This is a genomic window from Anabaena sp. UHCC 0187, assembly GCF_009712035.1.
In the GTDB taxonomy this organism is placed as follows: Bacteria; Cyanobacteriota; Cyanobacteriia; order Cyanobacteriales; family Nostocaceae; genus Dolichospermum.
In genome coordinates this window covers 1-24,658 of sequence record NZ_VILB01000024.1, presented here as the reverse complement: position 1 = coordinate 24,658, position 24,658 = coordinate 1, and the positions used below count along the sequence as shown (strand labels likewise).

30 protein-coding genes are annotated in these 24,658 nt (G+C 38.2%); 8 read left to right on the top strand and 22 right to left on the bottom strand.

All coding sequences use genetic code 11. The annotated features are described in order from the left end of the window. Positions 1-325 precede the first annotated feature (325 nt). The 13 genes from FJR11_RS20515 to FJR11_RS20455 form a co-directional block, all read right to left on the bottom strand. Complete coding sequence (locus FJR11_RS20515; RefSeq protein WP_168507074.1) at positions 326-1,504, bottom strand: endo-1,4-beta-xylanase; 1,179 nt, start codon at positions 1,502-1,504, stop codon at positions 326-328. Positions 1,505-1,645: 141 nt separating this feature from the next. Further along, positions 1,646-2,788, bottom strand: a complete 1,143-nt coding sequence (locus FJR11_RS20510) for a glycosyltransferase family 4 protein (protein ID WP_371417599.1) — start codon at positions 2,786-2,788, stop codon at positions 1,646-1,648. 48 nt (positions 2,789-2,836) lie between these two features. Then, positions 2,837-3,607 (bottom strand): WecB/TagA/CpsF family glycosyltransferase, encoded by a 771-nt coding sequence (locus FJR11_RS20505; RefSeq protein WP_168507070.1) that lies wholly within the window; start codon positions 3,605-3,607, stop codon positions 2,837-2,839. Between the two features lie 41 nt (positions 3,608-3,648). After that, positions 3,649-4,518, bottom strand: a complete 870-nt coding sequence (locus FJR11_RS20500) for a glycosyltransferase family 2 protein (RefSeq protein ID WP_168507068.1) — start codon at positions 4,516-4,518, stop codon at positions 3,649-3,651. A gap of 55 nt (positions 4,519-4,573) precedes the next feature. Further along, positions 4,574-5,812, bottom strand: a complete 1,239-nt coding sequence (locus FJR11_RS20495) for an O-antigen ligase (protein WP_168507067.1) — start codon at positions 5,810-5,812, stop codon at positions 4,574-4,576. Positions 5,813-5,830: 18 nt separating this feature from the next. Continuing rightward, positions 5,831-7,111, bottom strand: a complete 1,281-nt coding sequence (locus FJR11_RS20490) for a glycosyltransferase family 4 protein (protein WP_168507101.1) — start codon at positions 7,109-7,111, stop codon at positions 5,831-5,833. A gap of 29 nt (positions 7,112-7,140) precedes the next feature. Further along, complete coding sequence (locus FJR11_RS20485; protein WP_168507065.1) at positions 7,141-8,064, bottom strand: glycosyltransferase family 2 protein; 924 nt, start codon at positions 8,062-8,064, stop codon at positions 7,141-7,143. 44 nt (positions 8,065-8,108) lie between these two features. Then, positions 8,109-9,446 (bottom strand): flippase, encoded by a 1,338-nt coding sequence (locus FJR11_RS20480; protein ID WP_168507063.1) that lies wholly within the window; start codon positions 9,444-9,446, stop codon positions 8,109-8,111. Between the two features lie 131 nt (positions 9,447-9,577). After that, positions 9,578-11,836, bottom strand: a complete 2,259-nt coding sequence (locus tag FJR11_RS20475) for a polysaccharide biosynthesis tyrosine autokinase (protein WP_168507061.1) — start codon at positions 11,834-11,836, stop codon at positions 9,578-9,580. An 18-nt stretch (positions 11,837-11,854) separates the two neighbouring features. After that, positions 11,855-13,279 carry a sugar transferase gene (locus FJR11_RS20470; RefSeq protein WP_168507099.1) on the bottom strand — a complete coding sequence of 475 codons (1,425 nt, stop codon included), beginning with the start codon at positions 13,277-13,279 and terminating at the stop codon, positions 11,855-11,857. Positions 13,280-13,840: 561 nt separating this feature from the next. Further along, on the bottom strand, positions 13,841-15,073 hold the full coding sequence (locus FJR11_RS20465; RefSeq protein ID WP_168507097.1) for an NAD(P)/FAD-dependent oxidoreductase: 1,233 nt from the start codon (positions 15,071-15,073) through the stop codon (positions 13,841-13,843). Between the two features lie 65 nt (positions 15,074-15,138). Further along, a complete protein-coding gene (gene rd / locus FJR11_RS20460) occupies positions 15,139-15,303 on the bottom strand; it encodes a rubredoxin (protein ID WP_168507059.1) in 165 nt (54 codons plus the stop codon). Positions 15,304-15,362: 59 nt separating this feature from the next. Then, the gene (locus tag FJR11_RS20455) at positions 15,363-15,557 is read right to left on the bottom strand and encodes a hypothetical protein (RefSeq protein WP_168507057.1); all 195 of its coding nucleotides are present in this window, start codon (positions 15,555-15,557) and stop codon (positions 15,363-15,365) included. A gap of 195 nt (positions 15,558-15,752) precedes the next feature. On the opposite strand from FJR11_RS20455, the gene FJR11_RS20450 reads away from it, so the two are divergent. Then, positions 15,753-16,319, top strand: coding sequence for an SRPBCC family protein (locus FJR11_RS20450; RefSeq protein WP_168507055.1), 567 nt, complete (start codon positions 15,753-15,755; stop codon positions 16,317-16,319). Between the two features lie 5 nt (positions 16,320-16,324). Then, positions 16,325-16,900, top strand: coding sequence for a DUF924 family protein (locus FJR11_RS20445; protein WP_168507054.1), 576 nt, complete (start codon positions 16,325-16,327; stop codon positions 16,898-16,900). Here the strand turns inward: FJR11_RS20445 and FJR11_RS20440 are convergent. The 7 genes from FJR11_RS20440 to FJR11_RS20410 all read right to left on the bottom strand — a co-directional run bounded on the left by FJR11_RS20440 (position 16,892) and on the right by FJR11_RS20410 (position 20,032). Then, complete coding sequence (locus FJR11_RS20440; RefSeq protein WP_168507052.1) at positions 16,892-18,130, bottom strand: IS110 family transposase; 1,239 nt, start codon at positions 18,128-18,130, stop codon at positions 16,892-16,894. The genes FJR11_RS20445 and FJR11_RS20440 overlap by 9 nt on opposite strands. Before the next feature lie 271 nt (positions 18,131-18,401). Further along, the gene (locus FJR11_RS20435) at positions 18,402-18,704 is read right to left on the bottom strand and encodes a hypothetical protein (protein WP_168502847.1); all 303 of its coding nucleotides are present in this window, start codon (positions 18,702-18,704) and stop codon (positions 18,402-18,404) included. Beyond that, the gene (locus tag FJR11_RS20430) at positions 18,701-18,973 is read right to left on the bottom strand and encodes a hypothetical protein (RefSeq protein ID WP_168507050.1); all 273 of its coding nucleotides are present in this window, start codon (positions 18,971-18,973) and stop codon (positions 18,701-18,703) included. The genes FJR11_RS20435 and FJR11_RS20430 overlap by 4 nt, the downstream gene beginning before the upstream one ends. Continuing rightward, complete coding sequence (locus FJR11_RS20425; protein ID WP_168507048.1) at positions 18,973-19,134, bottom strand: hypothetical protein; 162 nt, start codon at positions 19,132-19,134, stop codon at positions 18,973-18,975. Before FJR11_RS20425 ends, FJR11_RS20430 begins: the two co-directional genes overlap by 1 nt. A gap of 112 nt (positions 19,135-19,246) precedes the next feature. Then, positions 19,247-19,420 (bottom strand): hypothetical protein, encoded by a 174-nt coding sequence (locus FJR11_RS20420; RefSeq protein ID WP_168507046.1) that lies wholly within the window; start codon positions 19,418-19,420, stop codon positions 19,247-19,249. Positions 19,421-19,422: 2 nt separating this feature from the next. Beyond that, entirely contained in the window at positions 19,423-19,746 is a 324-nt protein-coding gene (locus FJR11_RS20415; protein WP_168507044.1) for a hypothetical protein, read from the bottom strand. 97 nt (positions 19,747-19,843) lie between these two features. Beyond that, entirely contained in the window at positions 19,844-20,032 is a 189-nt protein-coding gene (locus tag FJR11_RS20410; RefSeq protein WP_168502852.1) for a hypothetical protein, read from the bottom strand. Between the two features lie 369 nt (positions 20,033-20,401). Between FJR11_RS20410 and FJR11_RS20405 the strand changes: the two genes are divergently transcribed. From FJR11_RS20405 to FJR11_RS20395, 4 genes are all read left to right on the top strand, one after another. Further along, positions 20,402-20,662, top strand: coding sequence for a helix-turn-helix transcriptional regulator (locus FJR11_RS20405; protein ID WP_168507042.1), 261 nt, complete (start codon positions 20,402-20,404; stop codon positions 20,660-20,662). A 73-nt stretch (positions 20,663-20,735) separates the two neighbouring features. Next, positions 20,736-21,467 carry a hypothetical protein gene (locus FJR11_RS20400; protein ID WP_217358253.1) on the top strand — a complete coding sequence of 244 codons (732 nt, stop codon included), beginning with the start codon at positions 20,736-20,738 and terminating at the stop codon, positions 21,465-21,467. Next, positions 21,460-21,660: a hypothetical protein gene (locus FJR11_RS23430; protein WP_217358252.1), complete on the top strand. Its 201-nt coding sequence runs from the start codon at positions 21,460-21,462 to the stop codon at positions 21,658-21,660. Before FJR11_RS20400 ends, FJR11_RS23430 begins: the two co-directional genes overlap by 8 nt. A gap of 193 nt (positions 21,661-21,853) precedes the next feature. Continuing rightward, positions 21,854-22,618 (top strand): hypothetical protein, encoded by a 765-nt coding sequence (locus FJR11_RS20395; RefSeq protein WP_217358251.1) that lies wholly within the window; start codon positions 21,854-21,856, stop codon positions 22,616-22,618. Positions 22,619-22,712: 94 nt separating this feature from the next. On the opposite strand, the gene FJR11_RS20390 is transcribed toward FJR11_RS20395, so the two are convergent. After that, the gene (locus tag FJR11_RS20390; protein WP_168507036.1) at positions 22,713-22,880 is read right to left on the bottom strand and encodes a hypothetical protein; all 168 of its coding nucleotides are present in this window, start codon (positions 22,878-22,880) and stop codon (positions 22,713-22,715) included. Continuing rightward, entirely contained in the window at positions 22,877-23,455 is a 579-nt protein-coding gene (locus FJR11_RS20385; protein WP_168507034.1) for a tyrosine-type recombinase/integrase, read from the bottom strand. The genes FJR11_RS20390 and FJR11_RS20385 overlap by 4 nt, the downstream gene beginning before the upstream one ends. A gap of 221 nt (positions 23,456-23,676) precedes the next feature. On the opposite strand from FJR11_RS20385, the gene FJR11_RS20380 reads away from it, so the two are divergent. Together FJR11_RS20380 and FJR11_RS20375 are read left to right on the top strand one after the other, a co-directional pair. Beyond that, the gene (locus FJR11_RS20380; RefSeq protein ID WP_168507032.1) at positions 23,677-24,027 is read left to right on the top strand and encodes a hypothetical protein; all 351 of its coding nucleotides are present in this window, start codon (positions 23,677-23,679) and stop codon (positions 24,025-24,027) included. Beyond that, positions 24,027-24,626: a hypothetical protein gene (locus tag FJR11_RS20375; protein ID WP_168507030.1), complete on the top strand. Its 600-nt coding sequence runs from the start codon at positions 24,027-24,029 to the stop codon at positions 24,624-24,626. The genes FJR11_RS20380 and FJR11_RS20375 overlap by 1 nt, the downstream gene beginning before the upstream one ends. Positions 24,627-24,658: the final 32 nt, after the last annotated feature.

Sequence of the window (24,658 nt, the reverse complement as noted above, 5' to 3'; positions counted from 1 at the left end):
TCTTCAGAATTTATCAAAAATGCTATGTCCAAAGTATCAGAATTTTGGCTTTTGTAAGCTGTCGCACTTGCAAATTGCATGATGATAATTGTGCTTCTTCAGTAATCATTTAGGATTCCTAAATATGGCTTACATCACGCTATCAGCAAGTCCTAATGACAATAGCTTAAGTCGCCATCATGAACTGCGTACACCAGGAGGAATGAAAATAACCAAAATGTGTAAGGAAAAGTAAAATTGCCCACAACCTTTTGCCTCTTGCCTGGTGATAACGATAATTTTTAACGCCAACCTACTTACAGCGTATCTTCACTTTAATCTCTGTTTAACGTCTAGGAGCGCTATCAAAAGCTCGTGCGATCGCATTCCAGGCTAATTTTCGGTTGCCGTTCACATCTAAAGGCAGAGGTCTTAATGAAAATGGTAACGGGAGAAGTTTACCAGAGGAGTTGTCTTCAGCTAACCAAGTATAGCGATCGCTTAGTCCCCAAGTCAAAACACCAATTACCGCTTTTTCCTGTAATACAGCCGAGAGATAGTCTTCATAAACTGCCGCTACGATCTGATCACGCTTGGTGGTATCTTCAGGTAAGTTCTTATCTAAGACATCTAGTTCTGTAATTAATATTTTCAGACCAAGTGATGCGACATTGCCCAGAAAAGATCTGAATTTTTGGGAATTAAATAAGGTAGAAGCTCCATTTAAGTGAGCTTGTATACCTAGAGCGTGTATAGGCGTACCTCTCCACTTTAAATCTTTTAGTAGTTTCAAAACAGCAACTCTCTTAGCTTCGTCATCTCTTGAATCGTAATCTAAACCATACTCGTTGTAGACCAACAAAGCGTGAGGATCAGCCTGTGCTGCCGTCCGAAAAGCAAACTCGATGTAATCTGGACCCATAAGTTGCAGCCAAGGCGTGTTACGCAAATTGTCAGCGCGTCCACTTTTGATATCAATTGCTTCGTTGACAACATCCCAGGAATGTACTTGCCTAGCATAACGCCCAACCACTGTTTTGATATGTTGCTGCAAAATTTTTGCAACATTGGCGCTATTTACTTCTTTCTGAAACCATGTCGGTAAGGATTCATGCCAAACTAAAGTATGCCCTCGCAACAACATACCGTTAGATTGGGTAAACTTAGCTAAACGATCTGCATAGGTAAAATTAAAACTAGATATATCGGGACGCAAACTTGTCCATTTCAGATCCCATTCTGGAACTAATGCACCGCATTCTTGAATAAAATTTGCTCTAAACTTTTTATCCTGGAATAGAGGATTAATTCTCACTGCTGCTCCATAAAATAACCCTTTAGCTGCTGCACGTTGTTTTAATGAAGCCTGACCAATTACTGTAAACTTTCTATTTGGATTGTCGAGTTTTTCGAGTTGTTTACTCAAACATTTAGCTTGACCTAATGCTAAAGTTCCTATTCCAGTTAAACCCCCTAGCCCTAATTGTAGAATTTGTCGTCGGTTGAGTAGTATTTTTCTTGTCATATTGAATCTTCTCCAGTTCAATTGGTAAAAAATTTCAGCCACAAAGCGTGCTGAGAGTGTCAACTTGTCGTATGATTTAAAATGCTGTAATAACTTATTTCTCTATAGGGTGGGAATAGTCAATTCAGCAAACTTCCATTCTCATTTTACCTGATTGTTGAATATATCATTCACTTTATCAGCCATTGACTGCCAAGAATACTGATTTTGAATTAATGAATATGCTGTATCTGCTAGAGGCTGATATTTTGGCAAGTTTGCAACGGCTTCTTTGACTGTGTTAGCGAATTCTTCAACAGCATAACCCGTAACCAAAAGATGTTCCTGGTGGCGAAATTCCTCTAAACCTCTAAGTCCTTCAGGTGTGGAGATAACTAATTTTTTTACGGCTAAAAAATCTAGTGATTTATTCCGCGCACCACCAGCAACCGCAGTTTCAGGAAATGGCAATAAGCAAATATCAGCGTGAGCTAAATGAGCAATAAAATCACTGCGACTTGGCAAAAAGCCAATAAAGGTAATATTGGCAGGTAAAGATGATTTTAAATCCTCTGCATTTCTGCCAATGACAACAAAATGAATATCTTCCACCTCATTTTGCAGATGTCTAGCGACTTCTATTGTCATATCAACTGACATATCATTACTAGGAAATTGATATGTTTTTGGAGCAATTACAACGGCAATTTTTGCAGGACGCAAATGCTGATAGGGATCTGGGGTAGAAACAAATGGAGCTTGCAATAAATCATCAGAAACTCCATTTCCCACACTATAAATTTTCTTAGGTTTAATGGGATACCATTTTGGAATCATCTGCACAGTTCCAGCACTAGCCGCAATGATAGAACAATTTGCAAATAACAGTGTTCCTTGAGCAATATAGGTTTTAATAAATTGCTTAAATTCCTGAAATTTATTAGTAGCAGTAGAAAGGCGTGTCCAGTATTCAAAAGCAGAAAGGGTATGAAAATCAAACACCAAATGACATTTTTTGTATCGGCTTAGGGTGACAGCAATTAAAGCTGCTAATCCTGGTAATGTCTCTTGAGCGTAGATAATATCTGGACTAAATTCAGTGATGTATTTTTGTACTGCCCGTACATAGGCCAACAAACTTCTAGAACCGACAGACGCAGATTTTGCGTAATCAACACTGGCACAATTTAATCCCAATTGACATAAATCAAAGTGTTTACCTAGATACTGTCCGAGATAAAAAGGTCTAGTGAATGCTCCGAAGGGTTGGTCAGAATCAAGAGTAGAGACAATTAGTAACCGCATAGTCAATAAATAATTGTTTGTTCAGTGAATTGTTTGTTCGGTGTGCAGTTAATTGGTTTTAAACTGCTTAATCAACATTTCTTGTAAGAATAGTTTGAGGATAAACCAAGGTTCAAGTAGATAGCGTTTCCAGAGCCTTCTCGGTTCACTCAATAAGCGGTATAGCCATTCAACTCCCAACCGCCCCATCCAACGGGGAGGAGTAGGTATTGCACCCGCTACATAGTCTATGCAAGCACCGCAAGGAAGAATCACGTTAGCAGAAATCTGTTCTAGGTTATCTAGAATCCAGTTTTCTTGTCGGGGCATACCCATACCTACCATCAATATGTGTGGTTGGTAAGCCTTGATTTTTGCCAAAACTTCCTGGTTTTCTTGGCTATCTGGACTAGGATCTATGTAGCCATGAGTGGTCATTATTTCTAACCCTGGAAACTTATTTCGGAGGATTGTAGCTCCTGTTTCGGCTACTCCTGGTTTCGAGCCTAAATAAAAAATGCGCCACCCTTGTTGACTGGCATCTGTGATAAGAGGCCATATCCAGTCTGCGTAGGTAATTCTGTGTTCACGTTGTAAAGGCAGTCCAAGACGTTGCCCTAATAGTACCAATGCCATACCATCTATATGTATGTAATCTGCTTTGGCATAAAAGTCCTGCATTTTGGGCTGGTGATGATATAGATATAGACTATGCAGATTATGATGGGCAATAATCCATTTTTGCTTCTGTTCGACAGTTGCCCCGATGAGCAAATTAAGTTTGGTAATAGTCAAAGCCTGGAAGTGAATACCTAAAAAATTGTAGAAAGATGGATTCATAAGGTGACTTAGTAAGTGGAAAACTCAGCAGATTGGCAAGATTAATCATCGCTAAAGGTAGCAGAAGCTTGTAAGTTTTTGTAGCCAATGATTGCTCTGATATAGGGTAGAAACCAATAAAGATACCAGAAAGGACCTGAATGTCTGCGGGTAAATATAGTCCATGCACGCACTGGAAAACTTTTGATTTGAGTTACTTTTTGCAGGCGTTTATGGATGGGAAGTTTGGTATCTGCCCAACTATCGCGGACTGAATTCTTGGAACAAGTACCTATATATCCTGGAGAAGTCCAGACAGTGCAGCCCAACTTTTTCGCTCTGAGTCCGTAGTCAAGATCACCGAAAGTATGAATGAAGGCAGGATCTAAATTGCCGACCTTTTGAGCGACTGAATTGGGAATAAGTACACAATTACCATACATTGTGTCGCACTGCTGTGGTTCTTCACCTGGGGGAACAAACTCGAATTTGTTTGAATACCAATGCTTTGAGCGCACTGCACCACCATAGGTTGCTGATCCTGTCATTGGATCTTGTGTCGAGCCGACAATGATAGTATCCTTATGACCCTGCTGTGCTAGGTTATTGTGAATTTGCAGTAATTTATTGATGGCATCAGGAGCGAGCATTGTATCGTCATTCAACCAGACATAGTATTCGTAATCCTGTTTAAGTGCCTCCCCAAATGCTAATCGCATTCCTCCTCCCCAAAAAAGGTTGCCATTTCCTAAGAGGATATTAACTTCAGGATATGCAGATTCGACACTATTTGATGTGCCATCAGAACTACCATCATCTACTAAATAAACGTCAATTTTTACATTGTGTTGGTAAAGTAATCGCAGACAAGCAAGTGTTGTTTCTTTTCTGTTATGGCAAGTCATAATTGCTGCTAACTTGGCGTTGTTCATTTACTTGATATCCTTCTTTGAATTTGAATAATTTTTGCTTATTTATTTTAGATATCTATGTTATTTGCCGATTGTTGCATAGCCTTCTATACCAAATGGAAGATGAGAATGCTATATAGACATAAAGAATCCAAAATATATTACTGGGTGAGAGAATTGTAATAACTTCTACTTGATTGAAAATAATTTTTATGAGAATAATTTGTAGCATCCAAAAGCTTTCTAAGGTTTTAGTGATTATGATGATTTTAATCACTCTATAACATAGGCTGATCAGACTAATCATAAAAAGTCCTAATCCTACAAAACCTAATTGCATGAATAGATCTAAAAGACCATTGTGAGCATGAAAATCACCTGTTTTCGCAAAAATTAACCCTCCCCAAGTATTGTTTAGTACATAAAGCGCATCATCAGACTGCCAAAATCCAGCATAACCATATCCAAACAAAGGGCGCTCTAAACCTTTTTCTAGACTTAAAGTCCATACTGGGGTTCGCCCATTAAATTCCATATCTTTACCTAGCAAATCTACTAGTATGAACTCCAGATTAGGTAAAATTATTGTTACCATACTAATACATAGTATAGCAAAAAAAATCAAAAGAATTGTCCGTAGTTTGGCAGACTGCGTGAAGATTTTGTAAACAGGTAATATTAAGAGAGCCGTTGTAAATAGTATCAAAGATGTTTTGCTCTGAGATAATAAAATCAACAGTAAGCTAGAACCAAGTCCCAGCCATGCCAGCCACTGATTATATTTTTTGTCTAAACTCTTAATCAGAAAAACTACTGATGATATTGCCATAACCCGACCTAGATATTGTTTGAATGCATAAATGCCCCTCCAAGTAACATCACCACGAAGAACCTCAGTAGCAATAGACGGCATAGTTATTCCCAGCGATAGGCTTGCAATTATTGATATACCCATGCTTGAAGACAGCAAGCGAATCATTTCTACAGGTGTGTAGCGGCTGGCTAAGTAAACAGCAAACAATGTGGTACGCAATAAGGATCTACTGTGGAGAGATGTGATATCAATTACTTGAGACCATAAATTTGATAATAAAGCAAGCATAACTAGAAGCAGCAAGGATACATCTCTAGTCAAAACATAAATAATCCGTTTACCTTGACTAATAACCAAAATTAGGACAATTAGATAGCTGAGGGCATTTAGAGCTTTTTCTACAGCACTCGGTATGTTAAGAGTATCAGCGTACAAAAGTAATAAAACAACGCTACTTGTTTCTAAACCTCTAAATAAACTCTGTAGGAACTTATTCGTCAAGTGATTAAGACTCCTAATTTATTTACTAATCAAGGTCTGAATTGGTTGCTGGTTGCTGGTGGACAAAATTTCATTCCAAAGAGATGCGTAGCGACGAGCTTGAATTTCTAGAGTATATTCGCGTTCTACTTTTTGACGACCTTGATAGGATAGTTTTTGACGGCGTTCTTCATCTTCTAGTATCCAAGCAATCCCTCGCGCCAAGTCTTCAACTTGATAAGGTTGGGCTAAGTAGCCGTTTTGCTGATGTTCGACAATATCTTTTAACCCGGTGACGTTAAAAGCAACAACTGGTGTACCACAGGCTAATGATTCAGAGGCAGTTTGTCCGAATGCTTCTTGAGTTGAGGGTACTACCATAACATCAGCAGCAGAGTAAACAAGTGCTAGGGAAATATCGTCATGGAATCTGCCTAAATAATGTGCTTTAAAACCTGTATCTATAGGCTTTTCTGGTTTATTTGCCCCAAATATTGCTAATTCTAGCTTGTCTTGCCAGCCAGATTGACTGAGGCTCTGTAAAGCTGGTTGTAGCAGATGCTGTCCCTTGCGCGATTCTGTCGGATTAATAGCCCCAAATAAGACAAGTTTTTTGTCTTGAGGTAAGTTCAGTATAGATCGGGCTATTTGTCGATCTATAGGTTTGAATTTTTGAGTATCCATACCGTGAGGAATAACTTCGATTCTTGAGTGCTGGAACAAAGAACTAGATTTAGCCAATTCTGCTAACCAAGTGGAGGGAGAAATAATCGTCAGGTTTTGATTTACCCAAGCTTTAGCTTTGCGCTGCCATATCCAACGAGATAGGTCGCTATTTTTACTGCTGCCTAGTTGTGGACAAGCACCGCAGGATTCTGTGTAGCGATCGCATTCTTGACTGTAATGACAGCCACCTGTAAATGCCCACATATCGTGCAGAGTCCAGACTAAAGGTGGCTGAAGTTTGGTAATTGTTTCTATACGTATATATCCAGCATTAATCCAATGTAAATTAATAATATTAGGGGCTATTTCGGCAACTTTACGAGTGATTCTATCTGGTAGCCACTGTGGAGAAAATGTAGTCTTCTGGCGGCGAGGATAGTTTTTTAGGGGCATAACATCGAGGGTAATTCTCGTACCAGCTAGACTACGAACAAAATGAGTCTTGGATGCTGCAACAGACAGATCATCAGTCAATTTTGTTTGTACCAACATTTGAGATTTTATGCCGATAGTCTGTAACCCTTGATGTAATCGATAGGTGGCACGAGCAGCACCACCTTCAATATCAGAAGAGCTTAAAATTAAAGGTTGAATGTCCATGTAGTGATATGGTGATAAAAAATTTAGGCTTTCAAGATTTTTTTCAGTTTATTTTTAATCCGTTTTGGCAAACTGTCAGGATTGTGGACATATTTTTGTGTAAACGCATCCGCCAGAGTATCACGAATTATAAATGGTGGATGTTGGATAGGAAAATTCATGGCTTGATTAGGAACATTAGCCCTGGGATCTTCCCTATTGAATGTGTTAGTTCCACCTTTACCAAAGCCGATATTAGAAATCATATTGACATTGGGTATAATGTTCAGTAGGCTTTCCATCCACAGTGAAAATGTAAATCTATAAGCCCAACTATCGTTTAATCCATTACAAGTATCGTTAAAAATGTTTGTCCAAACTTTAACTGCGTAATCATCCTCTAAGATATCATGCAGCCAATTATTATCTCGGACTAGAGGCCATTTTTTCATATCTACATCGTAATTTAGCCATACTCTTTTCCAAGTCGCCCATCCCCAACAGCGATTGTATAGAGAAAAATAATAACTATCGTTAGTGCGGCTATAACCTACTGGAGTATTATCTCCACAGATAGTCCCAATTCTCGTATCATATCTATAGTAATCTAGCATTTCCTGAGCAAACTGAAAAAATATTGGATGTGGTAAACAATCATCTTCTAAAATAATTGCTTCTCCTACTTGCTCAAATGCCCAATCCAAACCTGTGAAGACGCGATTTTTACATCCTAAATTCTGTTCTGAGTAATTTTTTAAAACTTCACATTCCCAGTCTACAGTCTCGATAATTGCCTGTGTTTTCGCGATTTTATCTGCTTCATCTGGTCTGTCTGGACGCGAACCATCACAAATTACTAATAGCTTGGGTGGCTTCGCTTGACGAATTGCTTCAAATACTTTTTTTGTGGTATCTGGACGATTAAATATAATGAAAATTACAGGGGTTTGAAATTTGAAATCTAGCATATTTTTTGACCAATAAATATGATGATAATGGAAACAATTGAAAATTAAGTAAATTTTAATTTGATTAATTTTATTAAAGGAATCAAGAGTAGTGATTTCGTTTGATAGATGAAAATTTTTCTAGTTGGTTTAAAGAATAAGTTACTAGCATAAGAAGCGAAGAATTGAGCAATTACTGTAGCTATTGCTGCTCCTAGACCATGATAAGTTTTAATGAAAAAATAATTCAAAACAACATTAATCACAGCGCCGATTGTAGTTGAAGCTAACGCAAATTTCATGAAGCCTTCGGTGGTTGTCCACAAGCTTCTCACTAAACCTGATGAGACAAATATACCCGTCCATATATGAGTTGTTAATATTAATCCTGCTTCTTCATAACCTGGTCCGTATAATAAAGCGACTATATCTTTAGAGATGAAACAGAGTGGTAACGCCACCGCATAGGATAATAATGACATTAATCCTAGCAGTTTTTCTAGGCGCTGATAATAAATTTTTTCACTAATTTTTTTACCTTCTAAGATAGCTGGAAATGCTGAATTAGCAATAGAAATAGGAATAAAATACCACAGTTCTGATATTTTAACGGCTGCGGAATAAATTCCTACTTCTTGGTCACCAATCATCTGTCCTAACATAATCTGGTCTAGTCGCATATAGATCATGATGACAATGCTAGAAAAAATTAGTGTCCAGCTATCTTTAAGTAATTTTTTGGCATAATTAAAGTTATAGCGCCAATTTCTAATAATATGACCCTGTAAGTGATATGCAAATACCAGTCCAACTGCTCCAAAACCAAGTTCAATTGACCAAATTCCAGCAAACATAATCAGAGGAGCTTGGATTTGAATTAGCACTATTTTACCAATACTACTCAAGGCAAATGCTGTCCCTCTAGCGAAAACTGTATATTTTGACTGCTGCTGAGATTGAAAGAAAAAATCAATAGTATCAAATGCTTGAAAAAGCGTGCCGATAGCTATAAGTCCTACTAATGAACGAATCGAAATATCTCCCGGACGGAGAAGACCAATTCCACAAATTGTCAATGTTAAAGTAACCAGACCACCAATAAATTTGAGAACAAATGCAGTACCAAGAACTTGATTTTTCTCCTGGGGATCGCGGATAATATTGCGAATTGAAATTTGCTCCAGCCCCAGGGTTGACAGTGGAGTCAGCATTGAGACAAAGGCGATCGCATAGTTATAGATCCCAAATTTTTCAGGACCTAAATAACGAGCTACCCAAAGTCCTACAAATAATCCTACACCCATTCGCAGCATTTTATCTGCCAATAACCAAGCGGTGTTACCAACGAATTTATATAAGTTAGGACTGAATTTTGATTTAATTTTAGATAGTTTTTTTAACATTGTAAATAAAATTAGTGATTGTGAATTTTTAATTTAGCGATATCATTTTTAGAATAATCAAGTTTGCCCACTTTATTCTTTTTCAGACATTTAATTTGAGCAAGGCTTTTTTTGATGCCATTCATAAGTTGCTATTTTTTTAAATTACTGAAAATCTCATTTATAAAATTCAAGTTTTGACTAGTCTTGCTATTTATTTGCTCATCTAGTAAATGTTGATTAATACCCTTAGACTGTATATCAACGGCAGCCGGAGTCAAATAGTAGGAGTATTTGTCTGATTTAGGTTTCACAATCGTCCCATTAATCACAAGACCTAAAATATTCGGTTTTGATTTATCTAAAGATTCTTTAACAGTAGTAGCACTAGTAATATCTATTATTCCTGGTCTGGCTACTAACAAAAGCCCATCTGTCATTTTGCCTAAAGTCAAAGCTTCCACACCTACTACTAGTGGAGGAGCATCTATAATGACAAAATCATAATTTTGAGAAAAATCTTCAATCAAGGAAACCATTCGTTTAGAATCAAGCAGAGATAAAGGATTAAAAGGGATATCTCCGCTAGTCAGTACATCTAAATTATCCATTCCTTGTTGCACAGCCGCCTCAAATTCTATTTGATTGACAATCAAATCACTCAAACCAACTGTATTAGTGATGTTCCATATCTGATGTTGCAATGGATGACGCATATTCGCATCTACTAACAAGACTTTACGACCTAACTGTGCGATCGCTACGGCTAAATTTGCCGAAACTGTAGATTTACCTTCTTTGGGAACGGTACTTGTGACTACAATCACTTTTAAGGCTGGCTCTGAACTAAGAAACTTGAGATTAGCCTGAAGGATACGATATATCTCTGCTACTTGCTGATGCTGTTTATCTAACACTGGTAACTCTGGAATAGGCCATTCCACATTTTTATCAAAAACAGGATTTTTCTTTTTTGTCAAAGCAGGAATACTCGCCAGTAAGGTATATTTAAATATTGCTTGAATTTCTTTGGGGGTTTTAATAAGCTGATCTTGGATTTCTAAAATAATCATTAAAGCGATACCGCAGATAAATCCTAATACAATTCCTAATGCTATATTGACAATTTTTTTAGAACTAGAAGGGCTATCAGGAACTATTGCTGGTTCTATAATACGAGCCTTACTGGTATTTTTATTTTCTGCAACTCGTGCTTCTTGTAAATTCTCTAAAAGAACTGCATAAGTAGACTGAGCAGCTTTTAATCTTCGTTCCAGTTCTCGCTGATCTTGCTCTAATTTCGGTAAACTGTCTAATTGTTTTTTATAACTAGCTCTTGATTTATATAAAGCATTTAATTCTTGAGTTATACCTAAGCTTTCTATTTGTGCCAGCATAAAATCATAAGTTATTTTTTGTTTGAGTTCTCCTATTTGCAAATTACTGATATCAACTGGCAGGTTACTACCAGTAACCTGGCTAATACGCTCTTGTAATATAGAATTGATTGCTGTTTTTTTGGCTTTCAAGCTAACAATTACTGGAGTTGAGTCTAAATATCGGCTTTGCTCTACAGCTAACTGTTCTTCTAATTGTTGCAGTTGTTTGAGGACTTGTTGTACTCCAGGAGATTCGGCGAGTGCTATCAAATTCATAGCTTGCTGAGGATCTAAGTCTAAGTTGTTTCTAAGTTCAACTGATCTAGCATTTGCACTTGCCAATTCAGACTGAGCTATACTGATTCTTTTATCTAAATCGGCCAGAACCTCTACTGCCTTTTTTCCTTCTTCTTCTAAAGAGATAATTCGGTTCTTTTCTTTAAAATGGCGCAGAGCTATTTCTGCTTTCTGAACAGTAATTTCACTCGTGGGAAGTTGTTTAGCAATAAACTCTCTAGCTAAAGTTGCTTCTGCCCTATTTGTCAGAATATTTTCTCTGATATAAAAGCTCATGAGATTGTTCACTAGTGCGGCTGCTTCCTTGGGATTGCTGCTTTTGTAAGAAATTGCTAGTATATCTGTTCCGGGAATATTTTTCAGTTTTAGCTGTTTTTTTAATACTCCAGGTTTAATAGAAACTCCAGCTTTGTCTTTGATTTTTATTGCATCAATAGTCTTCTGCAAAAGTGGGCTAGAAGTAATTACTTCTATTTCTGTACTTATAGGGTCTTTTTTATCTAGCTGCACGGGAACGTCTTGTGCATCTTTACCAACTCCTATAAGTGAAGAAGTTCGGTCTACTTTGAACAGTAGCTTACCTTCTACTTCATAACTTAACTTTTGAAAGTTACCCATCAATGTGAACAAGAAAACAACTAGGCTAAACAAGCCTATAGCTGGTGGTAAACGCCGCTTTAGAATCTGCCAGTAATGAGCAAAGTCTATTTCTTCTGTGTAATTGTTAGAATCCATTGTTTTAAATAAGTAGTTTTAGTATGCACCTTCTTTGTTCAAAACTACCTGCACTGTTTTGAACAGAATTTGAAAATCTAACAACAGAGACCAATTTTCAATATATCTCAGGTCAAGTTTCATGACTTGATCAAAATCCATAATATCTGAACGTCCAGAAACTTGCCACATTCCAGTTACACCTGGTAATACTTCTTGACGAATAAAATGACGTTCGGAAAATTTATCTACGTCTCTAGTAGGTAAAGGACGAGGACCAACTAAACTCATTTCTCCCAAGACAACATTAAATAGTTGAGGTAATTCGTCTAAGCTATAACGACGGAGAAATTTACCTATACGAGTAATGCGAGGATCATCTTTGATTTTGAAGATAATACCGTCTTTGACTTCATTTAAGGCTTCTAATTCTTTTTGTAGTTTATCTGCATCAGGTCTCATAGTTCTAAATTTCCAGACTTTAAAACCTTTCCCACTTAACCCTATACGAGTTTGTTTATAGAATACTGGACCGGGAGAATCTATTTTAATGGCTATAGCAATAGCTATGTATATGGGAAAAGTTAACAGCAGAAATACGGACGCAAAGCAAAAATCAAAAACCCGCTTCAACCAGAAATCTCTACCTGTCAAAACTGGAGAAACAAAACTTAAACAAGTCATCCCTCCAATGTTATGAAATACTGTGTCTCTATAAATTGGTTTCAATTCCATTGGCACAATATGTACCATAATTCCCGATGCTTGAAATAGCCAACATAAATACATCTGATCTTTGATCACATTCCAAGAAACTAAAACTTCGGTTACACCCAATTTATTAATTGCTTCTAAAGTTTCTAGCCTATTTATTTTATCTAAAGCATCAGAATTGCGACTACCGACTATGTTGTAACGGTTTTCCTTTTGAATAAAGCCGATAATTTGCTCTTTCTCATTTTCCGAAGAAATAATAAAAATAGCATTTTTTCCTAATACTTTTTTGCTGCGTAGATATTCAAGTAACAAATTAACTGCCAATCTACCAATGCAAATAAAAGATGTACTTGTCAACCAAAACCCGATTAATGTTGACCGGGAAACATCCTCAATTGGTTGATACAAAACACAAACTAGGAGAATGATACCATGGGCAAAAAACATGGTTTTAATAATATTCCCATAGTCATGACGCTTATTCCCTGGTTCATAGGTTCCTTGGACAGCTAACGCACCTATTTGGATCAAAATAGTGGCTAACATTGCGAAATAACGATTCTCTGTATACCAGAAAACCTGATATTGAGTTAATATCCAAGCAATAATTAAAACAGTAAAATCTACTAAAAGTAGTGTGATTAATCGCAGCCACCATCCTCCTTTCCTAACTTTAGAAAAAACAGGAGCGCGTAAATCTAGAGGGGCTTCACTTAATTGGTTATTAACTACGTTTTCTGATAACATGATTTCATACTTTGCTGATGAATGAGTGGTTTTAGGCAAAACACCTTTCTGCTTTGATTGCATATCTCTCAGGTAGTAGAGGAGAGGATGTTTTGAATGAATAATTCAGGTATACTATCTGACTCTATCTTTCTGCAAAAGGCAGGAAATAATCGCCATTTTTCCGTAATTTGTGAGAGGTTAGAGTCTATCAAACACTAGGATAAAACTATGCTGAGGTAGAGTTTATTACTACAAGCATAAGTATTATCTCTCTAAAGTAACATCTTGGGATTTTGATTTTACCTTCTTGTCAGTATCTTTAACAAAGATTTACGTAATCACTACAATATGGGTCAAAATGGGTCAAATTCTGATTAATTCTCACAAAAACAAGTATTTTTCTCGGCTAAGATTGCTTAATTATACAGTCATTACTGCAATATTCGCTGCATACATTTTTTTTATGAATCAAGCCTACTTGTGTAGGATTAATGCAAAAAAAAATATAAAATACTTGTATATTAATGATTAAAGTAAACTATCCATACTTACCTTAATGTATAGATTTAGAAGTGTCAACTAATTACTTTCAGCCATAGCCTGTCCAGCTAAATAGGCTGTTGTCCAAGCACTTTGGAAGTTAAAACCGCCAGTAATCCCATCAATATCTAGGATCTCACCGGCAAAATACAAACCAGGTACTAACTTACTTTCCATTGTTTTAAAGTTAACTTCCTTGAGGTTGACACCACCACAGGTAACAAATTCTTCTTTAAACACGCCTTTACCTGTAATTGCGTATTCTCCCTGAGAGATTTCTTGAGCTAACTGATTTAAGGTTTTGTTAGATATGTCTGCCCACCGATCTTCCGCAGTAATACTGATACGGGTAATAATGTATTGCCATAGACGATGGGGTAAGTCCACACCACGATGTAAGGCGATCGCTTTTTTCCCCCATTCCTGTTTAACAACTAAAAGCTTTTGTCTAACTTCTTCCTGTGATAAATCTGGCAACCAATTGATTAATAATTTATGTTGATAGCGGTTGTCATGGAGAATTCTCGCCCCCCAAGCCGAAAGTTTCAGAACTGCTGGACCACTTACACCCCAATGGGTAATTAATAAAGGACCAGTTTGTTGTAATGGGGTTTTACCTGAATCTGATAACCGTAAATTTACAGAATTAACGCTAATTCCTGCTAATTCTCGCAGTTGGGGATCAGGAATATTAAAAGTAAAGAGTGAAGGTACAGGGGGTTGGATGTGATGACCTAATTCTTTAGCGATTTTATAACCGGCTAACCCGCTACCTGTAGCTAAAAGTAAGCGGTCGCATTTTTTGGTTTCTCCCGATTTGAGGAGAATTTCAAAACCTGCGTCTTTTCGGGTAACAGCAGTTACAGGTGTACCAATGCAGATTTCTATTTTCGCAGCAAAAGTAGCCTTAATCAAACATTCAGCAATAGTTTCCGCCCGATCTGTAATTGGGAACATCCGCCCATCAACTTCAGTTTTCAAGTTGACTCCATGATCCGTAAACCAAGCAATGGTATCTAAAGGTTGAAACCGGGTAAATGCACCCAGCAAGGCTTTACCACCTCTGGGATAATTCTGGACTAAACTTTTTGGTTCAAAACAAGCATGAGTGACATTACAACGCCCCCCACCGGAAATGAGAACTTTCGCCAAGGGTTGACGACTGGCTTCGATTAAAGTCACTTGGGCTTGAGGATTAGCTTGGGCGCAAGCAATCGCCCCAAAAAATCCCGCCGCACCACCACCGATAACTACAATTTGCAAGGGTAACAAAATCAAAATTTTCCTAATATTTCAGATCCCCGACTTCTTTGAGAAGTCGGGGATCTATCTCCATATTACTCTGCGTATAACTCAAAGTCAGCTTTTTCTGCCCCGCAAGTGGGACAAACCCAATCATCTGGAATATCTTCAAAGGGTGTTCCTGGTGCGATGTCGCTATCTGGATCACCTATTTCTGGGTCATATATATAACCACAAACGCTGCATATATACTTTTGCATCTTTTTTACCGCTGATAAATTAATTGTCAGGTTTTTTGATGTAAGTATTAATTATGAAACTAAAAACGCCACCATTTCCTCTGAGCATAACTGAAAATTGCCAGTGCGATCGCTCCAAAGAACAGTAGAGTAATTACACCACCAGGAAGGAAGGTGATAATACCAAAGCCTCTCAGTAGAAACAAGGATGCACTCATACCCAAAAGAATGCCAAAACCCTGGATGAATTTGCCATTTAAAGAAGATTGACTCACAGTGTTTTCCTGTTAACTGCAATTGACGCTGGATGTAGAAATGTTGATCCTATGATGAAAAATGAACTTTAGACTAATTATCTGCAAAAAATCTATGAATTGGACTTTAAATTAGAATTGGGTAAGTTAAACTCGATGAGATTATCAAAGTTAATCAGTTAAAAAGTCACCAAAATCACTATATCTGGATTATATATGTCAAACTCAAATTTTAAAAGTATGGCTGCCGCCACGCTACCGCTATTAGATATACCCTGGAATCAAGATAAGCAAAGATTACTGATTCAAGGAGAAATATTGTTACAAACAAGATCACATACTCATTGGGGTGGTGCTGTTACCGCTTGGATGTATGTACCCTTGATTAGATCCCATGTCTGGCAACAAATTACAGATTATCCGCGCTGGGTACAGTATTTTCCTGATATCACTAAAAGCGAAATCATCTCTAAGGGTGATGTTAAACGTCTGTATCAAGCCGCACAAAAAGCCTTTTTGTTTTTCACGGCTCAAGTAGAAATTTATCTGAATGTGGTGGAAATCCTAGGGCAGCAAGTTCAGTTTCGCATGGAAACAGGTTCATTTGCAGATTTTCACGCCAGTTTAGAACTTAAAGATATGGGTAATGGCACTTTGTTAGCCTATACGGTACAAGCCACCCCAAATATCCCCATTCCCTCAATTTTTATTGAACAAGCCATGAACTTGGAATTACCAGCAAACTTGTGTAAAATGCGACAGGTGCTTTGTAATAATCAATAACAGCAATGTCACAGGCAACAACTATTTTGGATTTTTGGTTTGGTTATCCAGATGACCCAAATTATGGGAAAATTCAGCCATTTTGGTTTGAAAAACAGCCAGATTTTGATGCTAAAGTCCGCGACCTTTTTCTTGAAGATTACCAAAAAGCGGTAGCCGGATATTTACATGATTGGATGAATTCACCCGAAACTTGTCTAGCTTTAATTCTGCTGCTAGATCAATTTCCCCGAAATATGTTTCGTGATACTCCAGAAGCCTTTGCCACGGACTGGGAAGCAATCTCATTAGCGCAACACGCTACAAGCAAAGGTTATGATCGTCAACTATTGTCTGTGCAACGCTGGTTTATATACCTACCCTTTGAACACAGTGAAAACCCAGTTGATCAACGCAAGTGCATTAAGCTATTTCAACAACTTAGTCATGATCCCAATAGTGCAAAAGCGATTGAATCAGCTTTTCGACATAAAGACATAATTTCCCGATTTGGTCGCTTTCCCCATCGTAACGCCATTTTAGGACGCATTTCTACCCCAGAAGAAGAGGAATTTTTAGAAGCACCTGGTTCTTCAGTCTAGAACTTTTGTTGCCGAAACAAGCTCCTTAAATAAGAGTTTTACACCTTTGACCGCTACTCTCATCCTGACTAATTTAACTGGTTTGCCTGCTAACTTTTCAGCATCAACAAACACGCCCAAATCATTCAGGATGGGATTAGTCCGACGCTTGACAGGTTCAACACCACTGAATACCCACTGCCATAATGCCCGCCGGCACAGGGCAGAACCCCCAGAAACCTTAGATTTGGATATATCACCGCTTGATTCTTGGGACGGCGCGACTCCCAAAGCCTTCTGAAATTTTCTCAATGACAGGTGACGTTTGGTAGGATTACCAGATTTTCTCCCCTTCCTGATTTTGATAATTGGTTTGCCATCCTCGCCCAAGTAGTTTTCTAGTGGGTAAATTTGGGACAAAATTATAGATTGTAAGCGATTCCTACGGAGCGCTTCGCTATCGCCAAAATTGAATTTCTGGAAGGCTTCACGATAGCTGCTAAACCTTTCATCAGTAAGCAGTGTATCTAATTCATCCTCAATTAATTGCTCTTCTAGTTGTAAACTACAAATTCTCTGAGCGTGAAACTTAACTGAGTCTGTTAAACCTATTCCTGCTGTTTGGGCATAGAGCCGGTCATACTTTTTGCTTTCTCTCTCGCCAGCTAACCATCCCCACAGCAGCGGAACTTTTCCAGAATCACCACGAACTGATTTAACCAAAGCGACTTCTGGGAACTGCCAAGCCAAATCTTGGCGGGCCCGATTTATGATTGGTGATTGAATTCTGGAAAGGTGGTTAAGTCGCAAAACTAATTCTCTCATCCTGGAAATTAGGCGATCTGCTTGCAGCAGCGCTTCGCTATCGCGCACTTGAACAAACCGACTCAAATCACTTCCATAGTCAAACCCATAGCAGGCAATAGCTAGAGAGTCTGCATCATCATCTTTATCTGGTAAGCCAAGGTGATTTTCCCGGTAATTTCTTAACTGTTTGTGACCAACAAATCTAATTTCAACCCCAGCGCGGCTCAAATGCTCTACCCAAAATTTTGAGTAATTCATTCCCGTAGGTTCAAGAATTGCAATTTCTGGTTTTAGTAGCATCAACCCAGTTAACCCAGCGTGATCAGTTTGGAATTTATAAAACCGACATTCATAGTAAAATTCTCTTGGGTTGCTTGGTTTTTCAGTCAGTAGACAGCAGGAAACGCTGGACTTAGAAACATCTAACCCCACAATTCTAGTCATTCTGTTTTTATCTGTAGGTGGAATGATTGTGTTAATAACGCTTGTGAATCACCCAAAGGCCATAACAGCCTGATTCAGTCTCAAAGCAATTCCAATGTTTGCAGCACTGGAAAACACAATTTTTAAAAGCACAAATTAACCGAGCTTATGAAGAACCGAAAGCCAAAAGCTTAATTCATTTTCAAAGCCCTAAGCTAATCGTGCTTTTTTTTGCTGATTGGTTTGGACCCAATCCGCGACACTCCAGGATTGGAGTGTTTCGGCTGCTGGGTTAAACAGCCTCGTCAGGCGGGTTGCAAACTGTGGTAATAGATAATTTTGATGAACTTGCTTTCCAGTGACTAGCAATAACTGATGACACTCTATTATTAATTTCCTCTTGTGATAATTTTTGGAAAAATAGAACGGCATCAAGCCCGAATTCCATCGCTACTTGATCTTCCGGTACGCCTCTTTCTTTGGCTATATAGCTTATCAAGCTGTCCATCACCGCACCATTAGTTAAAAGTGATCGTTTGTTTATTAGTACGTAGTTATCGTTGTAAGGGAGAAGAACTTTTTGATCAGGTTTCATGCGCTTTTCTTTGGGTGTTCGTTGTAAGTTGCGGTAATAATTTCAATCTGTTCATCAATTTCTGATTGAGGCAATTTCTCAACTATTCGGATAGACTCCTTGGCGAATTTTGTCATTATGTAAGTCATTGACGTATTGGTTAGCCCAGAAATTAAATTAGCCATAGCTGCCACGCAATTATTACCAGCTATTAATCGACGTTTACTAACTAATACGTACTCATCGTCATAGGGGATTAAATACGGTTTCTCGATGATTATTTCATCCATTAAAAAATATCTCCATCAGTAGTTGAGTTGTTGCCATTGATTTTATCAAGTAGTTCTCGGTGTTCGGTTTTCAAACTACGCAATTCGTGACGCAGTGATGCAATTTCTGATAAAATTGGTTCGGTCTGGTCTTCTCTAATCTTCCATTCCGTTGATTCCATTAGCTCGGATATTTTAACCATCGGGTCGTCATGTTCCTCGACTTCGTAAGCAATCTCTAAATGCTTACTTTCATAATTACCTAAGTTTATAATTCGTTTGTAGGTGATGGTTTTAATCATTATCAAAAACTACCTCATAGAAAAATTTAGAATTTGCGCGAGACATCAAAGACCGATATTGTTCGGCATCAGTTCTACTGCGAAACCTAGCAACGCAGACATGGCAAAATGCTTCCTTTAAGCAGAATACAGCCCAAGGTTTGAGTAAATCTTGATATGTTTTCATAATCAGAATAAAGCCAGTTGATAATGGTTTATACCTGTACAATCGCATTCTTTAGATGCGGTACGAATTAATCTTCTAGTAGCTTTTAATTCTGCTTGAAAATTAAATTCTTTACCCTCTAGATTCTTGGTAAATAATGCCTTGTTGCAACTTGCGTCAAGGAAGCACTCACCAGGTGGGAAAGATAATTCCCAGCCGTCGATTATGGGTATGGAGAAATTAGGCTCACAATAACCATCAGCATTACCGCAGTAGTGAAAGCCTTGATTGATTAATTGTTGTGCAACATATAGCTGCTTTTTAGTTAACCAACATGGTAGATCCATGAGAATTGGTAATTGGTAATTGGTAATTGGTAATAGAGAATTTCCCCTATTACCAATTTAGTCATCAGGTCAGGAACACACTAAAAGCGAGTATTAATTACTCTTCACCAGCCAAATCATCCTCTTCTCGGTCATTGTTATAGCCAATGCCAATCACTAGGCTATCACCGCATTCTTTGACTTGTTCAGCGTTGAATTGAACACCTTGATAGTCTACAAAGATAGGCGTGTCATTATCAAAACCGTCAAGCTTTTCTCTTAGTTCTTGAACTGTTGTTATCCTCATGTTTTTGTTCGTTGTTTGTTGTTAGTTGTTATGTTGACTGGACATTAAACGAGAAAATATCACCGCGCTGTCAACTCGTGATCAGCAACTAAGTCTCCGGTGATTGCAGTTTGTCCACGCAAGGTCTAGGCGTGGGTTGTTGCTCCTGGTGGTAATCCCCGGTGTGGGGTGGGAGCGGGTGTTCAAAAGTGAACTGTCCACAGTTTTACCGATGCGGTAAAGGTGAGAGACTTTGAGCAACCAGCTAAGTGTTTACTATTTACCGAGTTAATGACTCGGCTGGTTTGTTGTTGTCTCACAAGTACCATAATGGCACGCCAAATTAAATATGTCAATTAGGTATGCCAAATTGGTACATCTTAGGTTATCATGATAAAAAGTAAAAACAAACAGGAGAGTGATTCACCATTGGACACCCTTCGGATTGAACGCACCACGCTCACTCAAGATGAATTCGCTATGAAATGTGGCATACCTCGTACCACATATTTACGGTGGATTTCTGGGAGGGCTGAAGCTAGACCCACTATTTCTCAACTCAAGAATTTATGTAGAGAGTTGAAGATTGAGAAGGTAACAGACTTGCCCGACAATTTCGGACCCCCAGTACATACAGAGACAGAAGACTAAATAACTTATTAAATCCCATCAACATCCTGACCACCTAACTGTTAGGTGGTGACAGATTCTTGCATTCAAAATTATGACAACAAAGCCAAAAAGCTGTATTCAACATCCTGATAAAACTCCCTTAGTTTTACTCAGGAGTGACTATCTAGAAATCACTGGTAATCATTGTGCTGCCAAGTTATTGGCAATATTTGAATTCTGGACTAACAAACTAAATGGAATGAGTAATACAGTCCGGGAATGGATTTATAAATCCTTGTCCTGTTTACAGAATGAATTAATGGGTGAACATGGGGTTCACGCCATTAGGAAAGGTATTTCTGTTCTGGAAGAGTTGGGATTTATTAGCAAGCGTCACAACCCACACATCAAGTATGACAGAACTTGGCAATATAAACTAGAGGTGGATAAAGTACAGAAAGCCTTGAATTCACTCATTTGTCAGGATGAGCAAATGGAAGATGAGATACCACCAAATCCAACTGTAGAAATTGAGCCTTCCAATGCTCAAAACAGCGCAAACAATAACATAGAGTTCAATATAGTTCCTCCAAAGTTAAAGACAAAGAAAGAAGCACCAAAGCCAGAACTTTTTGAAAAATCAGAAGAAGAGAAAGCAGAAAAATCAAACTTGATGACATCTGTAGCGAGGAAACTTGCCAGCGCATTTGAAATACGCTACCAAGATGCTGAACTAACCCTCAGAAGGTGGCAAACTGAATGGAATATGTCACCCATTGCTAGAGAGTGGATAGCCGAGAAATTTGCAATTATTGGTTTTGACCCACAAATTTTAAATGAATAACCCCTACAACTGCCAGAAGGAAATTTTCAAGAATTGGATCAAGAGACGGTTTATTTCTGAAATTGACTTTCAGAATATGCCCACCGATTTAGCTCTAGTTTGGTGTGATGCACTCAGAGAATTATCTCAGTCAGTAACTCATCAAATAGTTCCATTCCGTCGTCCTAGCACACGCCGTGCCAGTGGTAGATAATAGTTTAATACCAAGTGTTTACCATGAAAATTCGTTTATATGATGATGCCGGCTCTGTTACCAAATTGGATATACAGAGCTTGCACTACCCTATTGCTGTTTACTGTAAAGGCTTTTTTTATCTGCATTTATCGCATGGTAATTATTCACCATGTCCTTACTACCTGATTCCTCATGCACCAGTGGAGGAATCATGAGTACATTATTTAACCTTGCAGAATATGAACAAGTCCAACGCCCAGTAATAAAAGACCCGTACTGGGATGAGGTGATATTAGATTGTTCTGGAAAAGTTGAGTCTGATGGGCAAACGACACTTTTTTATGATCCGTCTGACGAACCGCCTGACCCAGACGACTTTGAAAATATCACCGACTTTGAACTTGCCTGGACCGATTGGGAGAAACTGCATCCAGATTTTAAACCAGCGATGAGTCCGGTTATTGATGTTCTGGAAGAGTCACCGGTTCAAGGGTGGCATTTTGAAGAGGGAAAAGTTTATTGGCATTCTTCCAGAAATTCTCAATTTAAAATCACTAAACTGTTTAATACAGTTTCTAAGGCGCAGGGATATTTTGCTGATGAAATCATTAAGGTGAAAGTATGCTTGTCAGAGTTGTCGCAGTTACTCCCATCTTCAGTACAGTCCACCTTAGGGGTAAACCCTATAGAATCGTCATCGGTTTCAATATTGAGCTTTCCAGAACAAGCAAATGATGTTCTGGAAAAGTCTAAAATTAACCAATGGATTGAAGCTTATTATGTTAGCCGTGGCGGTAATAAATATTGGTATTACCGCTACTGTTATTACCAATCTAAGATTAAACACATCCACATACCTGGTGGTAATACTACTTCTGATAAATGTTTGGAGATTAAAGAGCGAGTTGAAAGAGCGATCGCACTTGGTAAGTCGCCAAATGAAATTCAATTACTAATTAAGCCAGTAGCGGCGTGACCCAAAATAAAAAACTTCCCCGTCCAACGCGCATGGATGGGGAAGTTTCGGGAGAACAAAACTTTCATCTACCAAGTACAAATATACCACAACACTACTCAATTGTTAAAGCAGATTGGGTTAATTCTGTTTCTAGTATTTCCGCTTCTTTTGTCAGTACCAATAGCGTCTGTAATTCAGTAGCTAATTCTATCAGTGTGTATTTTTCTGGAAAAGTGGCCAGTTGAGCAAGTTTACTTTTTATAGGTTGGGGAATATTCATAACGTGGCGATTGCTCCTCTAATCTCGTTAACGCTAATGTCTATATATCCTTCTAAAGCTTTAAAATCACGGTGTCCGGTAATTTTCTTGATGGTCGCAGTCGCCACACCATTATTATGTAACTTAGTGATAAAACTTCGGCGCGTGGAATGAGTGCTGATACCTTTGGCAGTTAAACCAGCATTTTCCACAGCCTTCATGAAAATCGCGTAGACATTTCGCCAGGTCACACTTTTATCCCCTTCCCTATTCGGAAACATCCAGGGATTAGAACCAGGCTGGTAACTCCGCAAATTTTCAAACAAAACCGGGTGCACTGGTACTTGTCTAGTTTCACAACTTCCATCGGGTCGCTTTTTTCTGGTGGCAGCGCGAAAAGTGATCACGTCCCGTGGCGAGCTATCCAAATTGTACACATCAGATACCCGCAATTGCACCAAAGCCCCCCACCTTTCACCCGTGTACCAAGCTAGATCCAATAGTAATTTGTATTTAAGCGTTTTAATATTTCTTCTTAATTTTGAGTAATCATTTTCAGTTAAAGTTGCGGCTTTTCCGCATCTATCATTTTTCATAAAAAAGTTTTACCTTTAGCTATTCCGGTTTTACCTTGAAGGATGGTAAATCTGGAATACTTTCTTTATTACCCACTATCTATAATAACCTGTATTCCATATATGGCAATAGTTACAGCATATTATTTGATATTCCGTTTTTATGTAAAAGTGGAATATTTACAGACTTTTGCAGATGAACTAATAATTGATTATTCATTATTAACAATAATTAATTCATCATGGCAGAAAAATCATTAGTAGAAATTTTAGGTACAGGTGCAACACGCTTGGCTAGTGGGGCGGCTGCGCCAAGTGAAGGGCTTTTTATTCCCGATAGCTTGCTTATTAGCGCGGGACTGACAACTCCTACTACTGCAACGGCTGAAGGTCATATTGTTGCAATAGTGAAATTACTAAAAGATAATCTTAGCCAGACTGCTTACGATTTAGATAATGACAATAGCGTGTACCTTTCGGACGGATTCGCTAGCTTTACTACAAGAGGGACTACACAATATAGGATTGATCAAATAATTTTTAATCTGGCAAAAGTGGATTCAGAATCAACTTTAGATCCTACTAAATATTAATGCCCGTACATTGTCAAGCGGGTGATATTGCCCGCGTAACTTTCCCTGATGGAAGTATTCAAGATTTTACCGATACTCCTATTAGCGTCACTATCGAAAGCGATGATCTTACCTGCCAGGCAAGGTGGAATTTTGAATTTACTTATACGCACGTAGGAGATAGCCGCACGCAGAGAAAATCTCTGGGAACTTATTGGACTAAATACTATGGATATCGAATTATTCGCCCGATTACTTCCTCCGGATTTGGCTACGCGGTAGAAATCCTTAGTCACGGGGCAGCTTTGTGGACCTGCAGCCAAACAGCAATATGGGAGCGAATTATTACCGTAAGTGGAGGCTTTATTGAGAATCCGGTATTCACTAGTTTAGGGCTAAGTTATAAGGCTCCAGCGTACACATTAAAATATAAAATTTCGGTGTATTCTGCCACTGGTAATTTATTATTCTCAGGGACTTATAATTCAGCCATTTATACAGTCGAGTGTATACAAGGATGCCCCCCCAACACTTTAGACTGTGGAGATTGTTGCCTGGATTGTGCAAGTATTTTTAATGGCATTTCTGCTATTAGAAAAATTTTAGCGGGAATAAAATAATGAGTTCATGTTCTGAAATCTCTGCACAAATA